The organism is Streptomyces sp. SID3343 (genome assembly GCF_009865215.1).
Classification (GTDB): Bacteria; Actinomycetota; Actinomycetes; order Streptomycetales; family Streptomycetaceae; genus Embleya.
In genome coordinates this window covers 1-11,188 of record NZ_WWJX01001031.1, presented here as the reverse complement: position 1 = coordinate 11,188, position 11,188 = coordinate 1, and the positions used below count along the sequence as shown (strand labels likewise).

The following is an 11,188-nucleotide window of genomic DNA, read 5'->3' as shown; positions in this document are numbered from 1 at the left end:
TGGACCGGCTCGCGATCGAGTGCCCGCCGCTCGCCGACCCGTGGCCGCCCGCCGCCCGCGAAGCCTTCGTGTCGCTGCTGGGCGCGGGCCGCGACGTGTTGCCGGTGTGGGAGGCGTTGGAGTCCAAGCGGCTGATCACCCGCCTGCTGCCGGACTGGGAACGGGTGCGCTGTCGCCCGCAGCGCAACGCCGTGCACCGCTTCACCGTGGACCGGCACCTGATCGAGGCCGTCGTCGAGGCCGCCGGGCGCACCCGCCGGGTCGCCCGCCCCGACCTGCTGCTCGTCGCGGCCCTGCTGCACGACATCGGCAAGGGCTGGCCGGGCGACCACTCGGTGAGCGGCGAGGTGATCGCCCGCGAGGCGGCCACGCGGATGGGCTTCGCCAAGGACGACGTGGACGTACTCGGCACACTCGTGCGACACCACCTGCTCCTGGTGGACACCGCGACCAGGCGCGACCTGGACGATCCGACCACCGCGACGGCGTTCGCCGAGGCGGTGGGCAGCGTGGAAACCCTCGAACTCCTCCACGCGCTCACCGAGGCCGACGCCGCCGCCACCGGACCCGCCGCGTGGAGCGACTGGCGGGACGCCCTGGTCCGGGACCTCGTCGCCCGGACCAGGGCGGTGTTCGCGGGCCGCCCCGCGCCGGCGGCGTCCGTCGGCGTGCTCCCGCCGAACGTGTCCGGCGCCCTGCCGGTGGTGCGCCTGGAACCGCTGCCCTACGGCGCCGAGGTGACCATCGCGACCACCGACCGGGTCGGCCTGATGGCACTGTCCGCGGGCGTGCTCGCGCTGCACCGGCTCACCGTGCGCTCGGCCGCGATCGACACCGTGGGCGATCTCGCCGTCACCGTGTGGACGGTCGAGACCGAGTTCGGCCGACTGCCCGACCCCGCCGCGCTGCGCGAGGACGTACGCAAGGCCCTGGCCGGCGGCCTGGACGTGGCCGCCCGGTTGGCCAAGCGCGAGGACGCCTATCCCCCGCGCCGCGGCACCACGCGCGCCCCCGCCCGGGTGGAGGTGGTCCCGGACGCGTCCGAGACGGCGACCGTGCTCGAAGTACGCGCGCACGACAGCCCGGGCCTGCTGCACCGGATCGGCAAGGCCCTCGCCGACGCCCGGGTCAGTGTCCGCCAGGCCAGGGTCGGCACCCACGGCGCCGACGCCGTGGACGCCTTCTACGTGGTCGCCCCGGACGGGCGGCCGCTGGCTCCCGGCGAGGCGCGCGGCTTGGCCAAGGCACTGGAAAAGGCGCTGGGGTGAGCGCCCCGGACGCGTGCCCACGCCGGATCCCCCGGCGGGCGGTTAGGCTGGGCCCGACACCACTCGTATCTGACGAAGGACCTCTGCCGACGTGTTCGACACTCTCTCCGACCGCCTCGCAGCGACCTTCAAGAACCTTCGCGGCAAGGGGCGGCTCTCCGAAGCCGACATCGACGCCACCGCGCGCGAGATCCGCGTCGCCCTCCTGGAGGCCGATGTAGCCCTCCCGGTGGTCCGCGAGTTCATCGGACGCGTGAAGGAACGCGCCCGCGGCGCAGAGGTGTCGGGTGCGCTCAACCCGGCCCAGCAGATCGTCAAGATCGTGAACGAGGAACTCGTCACGATCCTCGGCGGCGAGACCCGGCGGCTGCGCTTCGCCAAGACCGGCCCGACGGTGATCATGCTCGCCGGCCTCCAGGGCGCGGGCAAGACGACCCTGGCGGGCAAGCTCGGCAAGTGGCTCAAGGAGCAGAAGCACTCGCCGCTGCTCGTGGCGTGCGACCTCCAGCGCCCCAACGCGGTCAACCAGCTCTCCGTGGTCGCCCAACGCGCCGGCGTGTCGGTGTTCGCGCCCGAGCCCGGCAACGGCGTCGGCGACCCGGTCAAGGTCGCCCGCGACTCGATCGAGTACGCCAAGACCAAGCAGTACGACGTGGTCGTGGTCGACACCGCCGGTCGCCTGGGCATCGACGCCGAGATGATGCAGCAGGCCGCGGACATCCGCGACGCGGTCAAGCCCGACGAGATCCTGTTCGTCGTCGACGCGATGATCGGTCAGGACGCGGTCGTCACCGCGCAGGCGTTCCTCGACGGCGTCGGCTTCGACGGCGTGGTGCTGTCCAAGCTCGACGGTGACGCGCGCGGCGGCGCGGCCCTGTCGGTCGCGCAGGTGACCGGCCGGCAGATCATGTTCGCGTCCAGCGGCGAAAAGCTCGACGAGTTCGACGCGTTCCACCCCGACCGGATGGCATCGCGCATCCTGGGCATGGGCGACATGCTCAGCCTGATCGAGATGGCCGAGTCCAAGTACGACCAGGACGTCGCGCTCAAGGCCGCCGAGAAGCTCCAGGGCGGCGGCAAGGACTTCACCCTCGACGACTTCCTCCAGCAGATGGAGCAGGTCAAGAAGCTCGGTTCGATCTCCAAGCTGCTCGGCATGCTGCCCGGCATGGGCGCGATGAAGGAACAGATCGACAACATCGACGACCGCGACCTCGACCGGGTCGCGGCGATCATCAAGTCGATGACGCCGGGCGAGCGCGCCGACGTGAAGATCCTCAACGGTTCGCGCCGCGCGCGTATCGCCAAGGGCGCGGGCTGCGAGGTCAACGCGGTCAACAACCTCATCGAGCGGTTCGTCGAGGCGCGCAAGATGATGGGCCAGATGGCCAAGGGCGGCGGCATGCCGGGCATGCCCGGGATGCCCGGCATGGGCGGCGCCGGCAAGAAGAAGGGCAAGGCGCCCAAGCAGGCCAAGGGCAAGCGTCAGTCCGGCAACCCGATGAAGCGCAAGCAGGAGGCGGCGGCGGAGGCGGCCAAGCGCGAGGAACGCGCCGCGAACCCGTTCGGCCTGCCCGGCGGCGCCGGCGCGGGCGGCGCGGCCGACTTCGAACTGCCCGACGAGTTCAAGAACTTCCTGCCTCCGGGCCAGAAGTGACCCACGCGTGGGCCCGTCGCGCCGCCGGCGGCCGGCGGGCCGACACGCGCGGTCGCACCTGAACAAGGCCGATCCGACCGGGAGATGCCAGTGAGCGACCTGTACACCGTGCCGGGTTTTCGCGTGGGTGTCCGGCCGCCGACGCACGCGGACGTCGAGGCGTCGGCGGACGCGATCCGCCGATCCGACCACATCGCGCGCTGGAACCCGTCCGACCCGGACGACCTGCCCAACCTGATCCGGTTGCAGGGCGAGGGATTTCGCACCTTCCTGGTCGTGGACACCGCCGACCTCGGGCTCGCCGGACGGATCAACGCGTCGAACATCGTGCACGGTCGGTTCCGCAATGCCTCGCTGGGCTACGACGCGTACAAGCCGTACGTGGGCACCGGCCGGATGACCGAGGCGCTCGCGCTGGTGATCGATCGCGCGTTCGCCCCCGACGGCCTGGACCTGCACCGGCTGGAGATCAACGTCCAGCCGGACAACGAGGTCTCGATCGCGTTGGCCAGGCGGATGGGCTTTCGACACGAGGGCTACACGCCGCGGATGCTGTTCCTCAACGAGGCGTGGCGAGACCACGAGCGCTTCGCGCTGACCGCGGAGGAGTGGCGAGGAGCGGTGGAGATTCTTCCCTCGTAGGGCCGGACGTGGCAGGCTGCCCGCCCATGACGTACGAGGTCGTGCCTGCAGTCCACCCCGAACTCGCCGCCCACACAGCGCACTTCGACAAGCGCGTGTACACGGTGGCCGATCACGTCCATATCGCCGTGGGTTGGTCGTCGGCCAACGCCACGGTGATCGAAGGCCCGGACGGCCTGGTGGTCGTGGACACCGGCAGCGGCGCGGACCTGGCCGCGGTGATCGAGGCGGAACTGCGCCCGCACCTGCGGGACCCCAAATCCCCGGTCCGGGCCGTCGTGGTGACGCACCATCATCCCGACCACGTGAACGGACTGAGCCATTGGGCGGCGACGCCCGACGTCGACGTGTACGCGCACCGGACATTCCTGGCGAGCCTGACCGACCAGTCGGGGCCCGCGCTGCACATCATGGGTCTGCGCTCGGTGTACTCGCTCGGCAACCTGCTCGGCCCCGGCGACGTCGAGGGCGTCAACGACGCGGTCGGACCGCACGCGGGCGTGGGGACACCGTCGTTCGTGATGCCCACCGTGCTCGTGGGGGAATCGCTCGACACCGTGGTCGCGGGTGTGCGGCTGCGCCTGTTCCACAACCCGGGCGAGACCGACGACGCGATCAGCGTGTACCTCCCGGACAGCGACGTGCTCCTGTGCGGCGACACGATCCAGGGCCCGACCCTGCCCAACATCCATACCCTGCGCGGCTGTCGCTACCGCGACCCGATGCAGTGGGTGCGCAGCATCGACGCGCTGCGGGCGTACGGCGCCGAGCACCTGATCCCCAGTCACGGGCAGCCGGTGTCCGGCCCGGAGAAGGTCGCCGAGGTGTTGGCGGTCGAGCGGGACTGCATCCAGTACATCCACGACCAGACCGTGCGGCGGATGAACGAGGGCCTGACCCCCGACGAGTTGGCCGAGACGATCGAACTGCCGCAACACCTGGCGTCGTACGCGCCGTACGCGCGCGAGTACTACGGCACGGTCAAGCACACCGTGCGGCAGATCTTCTTCGGCTACCTGGGCTGGTTCGGCGGCGATCCGGTCGACCTGGACCCGCTGCCGCGAGCAGAGTATGCCCGGCGCACCGTCGAACTCATGGGCGGGCGCGAGCGGGTGCTCACGGCGGCGAGCGACGCCTACGCGGCGGGCGAACACCAGTGGGCCGCGGAGTTGGCCACCCACCTGACCCGGATCGACCGCGACGACACCGCGGCGCGGGAGGTCAAGGCCGCGTCCTTCCGGCAGCTGGGCTACGCCCAGCTCAACGTCAACTGGCGCAACTGGTACCTGACGAGCGCGGACGAACTGGAGGACAAGATCCAGCCCATCCTGCCGCTGATCAACTTCGCGGCGGTCTTCGCGCCGCGCGATCTGGTCGCCCGGATCCCGGCGGCGTGGCTGGTGGAGCTGTACACGACGCGATTGCGCGCGGAGGAGGCGCTCGACGTGGACGCGGTGCTCGGTTGGCGCGTGCGCGGTGGCGTGCTCGGCGACGAGGAGGTCGCGCTGCACATCCACCGCGGCGTGGCCCGCTTCCTGCGCGCGATCCCCGCCGATGCCGCGGTGGTGCTCGAACTCCCGCGCGAGACGGTCGAGTCGCTGCACCTGGGTCGCACCGACCTGCGCGGCGCGCTCGCGGGCGAGGACGCGCGGGCGGTCCGCGGAACCCCGGAGGAGGCGGCCCGGCTGCTCGACCTGTTCGAGCCGCTGCAACCGAAGAAGCCGACGGAACTGACCCTGCGCTGATTCGGCGGATTTCGCCTACCTGATCTTGCCGAGGGGGAGGTTCGCCACGGTTAGGCTTGAGAGGCGGATCTTAGGAGGATCGATGGGGATCGAGGCGCTGCGCCGGGCCCAGGCGGAGCTGGACGAGGAATTTCGTTCAGAAATCGTCCAGGGGAAGCTGATCGTGTCGCCGTCCGGTACCGGTATGCACAATCTCATCGGCCGGCGGCTCGGTTCGGCCCTCGCGGTCCATGGGCTGGTGCCGTTGCTCGACACCTCGATGGCCTTCCCGAACCTGGACAGCGAGCCCCGACCCGACGTGACGCTGGTGCCGGCCGGCGCCGACCTCGACGTCGTGCCGGTGCCCGGCGACCTCGCCGAACTGATGGCCGAGATCACGTCGCCGTCGACGCGAAAGCAGGACTTGGCCACCGGGGACAAGTACGAGATCTACGCCAAGGGCCGAGTCCCGTTGTACCTCCTGGTGGACCGGACCCAGCGTCACGCGGTGCTGTACCTGGACCCCGATCCGGCGGCCGGGATGTATCGATCCGTCGTGGGCCCTGTGCCCTTCGGCCATCCGCTGCGGATTCCGGCACCCTTCGACCTCACCTTGGACACCGGCATCCTGGGCTGAGTCGGTCTGCCTGCCCGGTTCGGTACGGGTGGGTCCCCGCAGGAAGCGCCCCCGCCGATCGGGTCGGCGAGGGCGCTTACGGGGGTGGGTCAGCTCGTCAGCTCGCGTCCAGGACCAGCCCGCGGACGTAGTCGACCGCCTCGGAGACCGGGATCAAGACCTTGTCGCCGGTGGCGCGCGAGACGATCTCCACGTTGCCCTCGGCCAGGCTGCGGGCGCCGACGGTGACCCGGAACGGGATGCCGACCAGTTCGATGTCCTTGAACTTCACGCCCGGGCGCTCGGCGCGGTCGTCCAGGATCGTGTCCACACGCTGCCGCTGCAGTTCGGCGTAGATTCCCTCGGCCGTGGTGCGCGACTTCTCGTCGTCGACGTCCAGGAGGGCGACCGCGACCTCGAACGGGGCCACGGCGACCGGCCACACGATGCCGTTCTTGTCGTGGTGCGTCTCGACCACGGCCGCCATCGCGCGCTCGACGCCGATGCCGTAGCTGCCCATGATCGGAGTGATCCGCTCGCCGTCCGCGCCGAGCACGTCGACGCCGAGCACCGAGGTGTACTTGTAGCCCAGCTTGAAGATGTGGCCGACCTCGACGGTCTGCTCGACCTCCAGCGCCGTTCCGCAGGTGGGACACGGCTCGCCCGCCACGACCTCGCGCAGGTCGGCCCACGTGCCCACGGCGATGTCGCGCGCGATGTCGACGCCGCGCACGTGCATCTTGTCGACGTTCGCGCCGGTGACCATGTCGCGGCGACCGCGCAGCGCCTCGTCGGCCAGGATCGGCAGGTCGCTCACGCCGACGCCGCCCAGGCTGCCCGGGTAGGCGCCCAGCGCGGCCTTGATCTCGTCCGCCGTGGCCGGGCGCACGTCCGTCGAACCCGTGGTGTCGATCAGCTTCTGCTCGACCAGGGCGTGGTCGCCGCGCAGCAGCACCAGGGTGATCTGCCCGGCCACGACGTACACCAGGGTCTTGATCTGGCGTTCGGCGGCGACGTCGTGGGCCTTGGTCAGACTCTCGATGGTCTTGATGCCGGGGGTGTCGAACCGCTCCGGGGCCGCGGGACCGGCCGCGTCCTCGATCACCGAGAGGGTCGACGTGGCCTTCTCGACGTTGGCCGCGTAGTCGCAGTTCGGACAGTGCACGACGAGGTCCTCGCCGGCCGCCGACGGGCACATGAACTCGGTCGAACCGCTGCCGCCCATCGTGCCGCTGGACGCCTGCACGGCGATCGCCGGGATGCCGAGCCGCTGGAAGATACGCACGTACGCCTGGCGGTGCGCCTCGAACGACGCGTCCAGGCCCTCGGCGTCGAGGTCGAAGCTGTACGAGTCCTTCATGGTGAACTCGCGCACCCGGATCAGACCGCTCTTGGGCCGCGGCTCGTCCCGGAACTTGGTCTGGAACTGGTACCACCGCTGCGGCAGATCGCGGTACGAGCTGAGCTCCTGCGCGAGTGTCGTGAAGATCTCCTCGTGGGTCATGCCCAACGCGAGATCCGTGCCCTTGCGGTCCTTGAGCCGGAACATCTCGTCGCCCATGACCTCCCAACGACCGCTCTTCTGCCAGATCTCGGCCGGGTGCATCGTCGGCAGGATGCATTCCTGCGAGCCGATCCGGCTCATCTCCTCGCGAATGATCTGCACGACCTTCGCGCGCACTCGCACCGCGAGCGGCAGCAGCGAGTAGTGACCGGCCATGAGCTGCCGGATGTAACCCGCGCGCACGAGCAGACGGTGGCTGACCGCGTCGGCGTCGGCGGGGTCCTGGCGGAGGGTGGGTACGTACAGTTCGGACCAACGCATGAGACCGTGGCGACCTAACGACTAGAGAGATGGGCGATGCGGCTTGCATTCTAAAAGCCGCGCGGCGTCGCGCCGGCCGACTTCGACTCCCGGCTTTGGTCGCGGCTGCGAAGTCTGGCAGAATGGCCAGCTGAGTACCCGGGGCATTGCCGGACCCTCTCTCCGCATGCTTACCGTGTCCACGATCAGCCGTGCCTCATGTCCCCACGTGAACGCCGGCTGTTCACCCACGTCAAGATGCAGGAGACACCACTCTCGTGGCAGTCAAGATCAAGCTGAAGCGCCTGGGCAAGATCCGTTCGCCCCACTACCGCATCGTCGTCGCCGACGCCCGCACCAAGCGTGACGGTCGGGCGATCGAGGAAATCGGGATCTACCACCCGATGGAGAACCCCTCGCGCATCGAGGTCGACTCCGACCGTGCGCTCTACTGGCTGGGTGTCGGCGCGCAGCCGACCGAGCCGGTCGCGCACATCCTCAAGCTGACCGGCGACTGGCAGAAGTACAAGGGCCTGCCGGCTCCGGCCCCGCTCCTGGTCGCCGCCGAGAAGGCCGACAAGAAGTCGCTCTTCGAGGCCGCCGCCCGCGAGGCGATGGACGAGCCCAAGGACGGCGCCACCACGCCGAAGGCCAAGAAGGAGAAGAAGGTCGAGGCCCCCGCCGAGACCGAGACTCCGGCCGCCGAGGGCGAAGCCGCCGCCGAGACCGCCGCTAACGAGGGCTGACGGTGCTCGAGGAAGCCCTCGAACACTTGGTCAAGGGCATCGTCGAGCATCCGGACGAGGTCAAGGTACGGGCGCGCAATCTGCGTCGCGGCCGCATTCTCGAGGTTCGGGTCCATCCCGAAGACCTCGGGAAGGTCATCGGCCGCGGTGGTCGCACCGCACGCGCGCTGCGTACCGTCGTGACCGCGCTCGGCGGCCGGGGAGTCCGCGTCGACCTCGTCGACGTCGACCAGGTTCGCTGACGTACCGGGACATCACGTCCAACCGGGAGCTGCCCGGCGGATTCATCCGCCGGGCAGCTTCTTGGCATTTCCGGGTTCCGGACGGTTCCGACCGGCGCCCGCCGACGGCCCCTCCCGCGATCCGGGAAGCCGACGAACACGAGAAGACTGAGGAGTCGTAGGTGCAGCTTGTCGTCGGCCGTATCGGCCGGGCACACGGCATCAAGGGCCAGGTGACCGTCGAGGTCCGTACCGACGAGCCCGAGCTGCGGCTCGCGCCGGGCGCGGTACTCATGACGGATCCGCCGTCGGCCGGCCCGCTGACCATCGCGGACGGCCGCGTGCACAGCGGGCGCCTGCTGCTCACCATCGAGGGCGTGAACACGCGCAGCGGCGCCGAGGCACTGCGCAACACGCTCCTGATCGCGGAGATCGACCCCGAGGTGCTGCCCGAGGACCCGGACGAGTACTACGACCACCAGCTCGTCGGCCTCGACGTGGTCACCGTCGACGGCACGCTCGTCGGCGAGCTCGCCGAGGTCGTCCACCTGCCCTCGCAGGACCTGTTCCTGGTGCGCCGGCCCGACGGTCGCGAGGTGATGATCCCCTTCGTGGAGCAGATCGTCCCCGAGATCGACCTGGAGAACCAGCGCGCCGTGATCACCCCGCCGCCGGGGCTGATCGATCCGGAGAACGCGGAACTGGCAGTGGACGAGAGCAAGGACGGCCCCGCGAAGGACCGGACCGCGAAGGACGGCCCCACGAAGAGCGGCACGGCGAAGGACGGCCCCGGGAAGGACGCCCCCGTCTCGGGCGAGGGCGGCTCCGCAGAGGACGCCTCCTCGTGAGGATCGACGTCGTCACGATCTTTCCGGAGTACCTCGCGCCGCTCGACGTCTCGCTCGTCGGCAAGGCGTGCGCCAAGGGCCTCCTGGACGTGCACCTGCACCAGTTGCGGGACTGGACGTACGACGTGCACAAGACCGTCGACGACAGCCCGTACGGCGGCGGCCCCGGCATGGTGATGAAGCCCGAACCGTGGGGGCTCGCGCTCGACGCGGTGCTGGAGCAGGGCGCGACCGAGGCCGCGCCGGTGCCGCGGATGATCGTGCCGACCCCGTCCGGGCGCCCGTTCACCCAGGATCTCGCGGTCGAACTCGCCGACGAGCCGTGGCTGTTGTTCGCGCCCGCCCGCTACGAGGGCATCGACCGGCGCGTGCTGGACGAGGCGTCCACCCGGATGCGGGTGGACGAGGTCTCGATCGGCGACTACGTGCTCGCGGGCGGCGAGGTCGCCGTGCTCGTCATGGTCGAGGCACTCGCGCGGCTGCTTCCCGGGGTGCTGGGCAACGCCGAGTCGCACCGTGACGACTCGTTCGCGCCCGGCGCGATGGCCAACCTGCTGGAAGGGCCCGTGTACACCAAGCCGGCCCGGTGGCGTGAGCGCGACGTGCCGCCGATCACGGTGTCCGGCAACCACGGCGCGATCGCCCGCTGGCGCCGGGACGAGGCGCTGCGCAGGACCGCCGCGCACCGGCCCGACCTGATCGGGCGCATCGATCCGGCGGGCGTCGACAAGAAGGATCGGGCCACCCTCGCCGAGCTCGGCTGGACCGAGCGGGACGGCCGGTTTCATCAGGCCGAGGGACCTGTGGCAGACTGAGACGCTGTTGCCATGTCCTGTTCCGGACCGGGTTCCCCGGGAGCCGGACGGCGCCCCTGCCACAGGGGGAGCGCCACAACAGGGCGGCGACCCCCTACTTGCAACCACGATTGTCGTGGGTGACCTGTGGCACCTGCGAGAAAGCGACGCGAGATGAACAAGCTCGACCACATCGATGCAGCATCGCTGCGGGACGACGTCCCGGACTTCCGCGCCGGTGACACCCTCAAGGTGCACGTGCGAGTCATCGAAGGCAACAAGTCCCGCGTCCAGGTCTTCCAGGGCTTCGTCCTGCGTCGCCAGGGTGACGGCGTCCGCGAGACCTTCACGGTTCGCAAGGTCAGCTACGGCGTCGGCGTGGAGCGTACGTTCCCGGTGCACACCCCGGTGATCGAGAAGATCGAGCTCGTCAGCCGCGGCGCCGTGCGTCGCGCGAAGCTCTACTACATGCGTGACCTGCGCGGCAAGGCCGCGAAGATCAAGGAGAAGCGCACGGACCGTCCGGGCCGCTGACCCGCACGTTCCATCCGGGGTGCCTCGACCATGTCGGGCAGGCCCGGACGCTAGGCTCGTTCGCGATGGACGACGCAGAGCAGAACGAAGGCCGTGCCTCCACGGCGGAGGAATCCGCCGGTACCTCGTCCACCGAGGTCGTGGAGGCGCGGCCTTCGCGTGTCCGGGGGCAGGCGCGCGGGGGCGCGGAACGGGTGGGGGTCGGCGCCGGTGACGCGGGGGACGCCGAGGGCACGCGGGACGACGACGCGTCGGACCCCGTCGGGAACTCGGGTGCCTCGGTGCCGGGTTCGGGGCGGGTCGGCGACCGGAAGGACCCGGGCGGCTCGGCCGT

At 70.5% G+C, this 11,188-nt stretch carries 12 protein-coding genes; 11 read left to right on the top strand and 1 reads right to left on the bottom strand.

Features of this window, described 5'->3' with window-relative positions:
* From GT354_RS32160 to GT354_RS32140, 5 genes are all read left to right on the top strand, one after another.
* The coding region (locus GT354_RS32160; RefSeq protein ID WP_161359907.1) for an ACT domain-containing protein at positions 1-1,268 on the top strand (1,268 nt) is incomplete at its 5' end.
* A 91-nt stretch (positions 1,269-1,359) separates the two neighbouring features.
* Positions 1,360-2,925: a signal recognition particle protein gene (gene ffh / locus GT354_RS32155; protein WP_161359906.1), complete on the top strand. Its 1,566-nt coding sequence runs from the start codon at positions 1,360-1,362 to the stop codon at positions 2,923-2,925.
* Positions 2,926-3,015: 90 nt separating this feature from the next.
* Positions 3,016-3,567: a GNAT family protein gene (locus tag GT354_RS32150; protein ID WP_346012275.1), complete on the top strand. Its 552-nt coding sequence runs from the start codon at positions 3,016-3,018 to the stop codon at positions 3,565-3,567.
* A gap of 26 nt (positions 3,568-3,593) precedes the next feature.
* Positions 3,594-5,312, top strand: coding sequence for an alkyl sulfatase dimerization domain-containing protein (locus tag GT354_RS32145; protein ID WP_161359904.1), 1,719 nt, complete (start codon positions 3,594-3,596; stop codon positions 5,310-5,312).
* 82 nt (positions 5,313-5,394) lie between these two features.
* Positions 5,395-5,928 (top strand): Uma2 family endonuclease, encoded by a 534-nt coding sequence (locus tag GT354_RS32140; protein WP_161359903.1) that lies wholly within the window; start codon positions 5,395-5,397, stop codon positions 5,926-5,928.
* Between the two features lie 97 nt (positions 5,929-6,025).
* Here GT354_RS32140 and GT354_RS32135 read toward each other — a convergent pair whose 3' ends face one another.
* A complete protein-coding gene (locus tag GT354_RS32135) occupies positions 6,026-7,732 on the bottom strand; it encodes a proline--tRNA ligase (protein WP_161359902.1) in 1,707 nt (568 codons plus the stop codon).
* 257 nt (positions 7,733-7,989) lie between these two features.
* On the opposite strand from GT354_RS32135, the gene rpsP reads away from it, so the two are divergent.
* From rpsP to GT354_RS54795, 6 genes are all read left to right on the top strand, one after another.
* Positions 7,990-8,457: a 30S ribosomal protein S16 gene (rpsP, locus tag GT354_RS32130; protein ID WP_161359901.1), complete on the top strand. Its 468-nt coding sequence runs from the start codon at positions 7,990-7,992 to the stop codon at positions 8,455-8,457.
* Positions 8,458-8,459: 2 nt separating this feature from the next.
* Complete coding sequence (locus GT354_RS32125) at positions 8,460-8,699, top strand: RNA-binding protein (RefSeq protein ID WP_020553237.1); 240 nt, start codon at positions 8,460-8,462, stop codon at positions 8,697-8,699.
* A gap of 161 nt (positions 8,700-8,860) precedes the next feature.
* Entirely contained in the window at positions 8,861-9,526 is a 666-nt protein-coding gene (gene rimM / locus GT354_RS32120; RefSeq protein ID WP_161359900.1) for a ribosome maturation factor RimM, read from the top strand.
* Positions 9,523-10,341 carry a tRNA (guanosine(37)-N1)-methyltransferase TrmD gene (trmD, locus tag GT354_RS32115; RefSeq protein WP_161359899.1) on the top strand — a complete coding sequence of 273 codons (819 nt, stop codon included), beginning with the start codon at positions 9,523-9,525 and terminating at the stop codon, positions 10,339-10,341. The genes rimM and trmD overlap by 4 nt, the downstream gene beginning before the upstream one ends.
* Before the next feature lie 153 nt (positions 10,342-10,494).
* Entirely contained in the window at positions 10,495-10,854 is a 360-nt protein-coding gene (gene rplS / locus GT354_RS32110) for a 50S ribosomal protein L19 (protein WP_161359898.1), read from the top strand.
* A 65-nt stretch (positions 10,855-10,919) separates the two neighbouring features.
* On the top strand, positions 10,920-11,188 hold a 269-nt coding region (locus GT354_RS54795; protein ID WP_237535689.1), incomplete at its 3' end, for a hypothetical protein.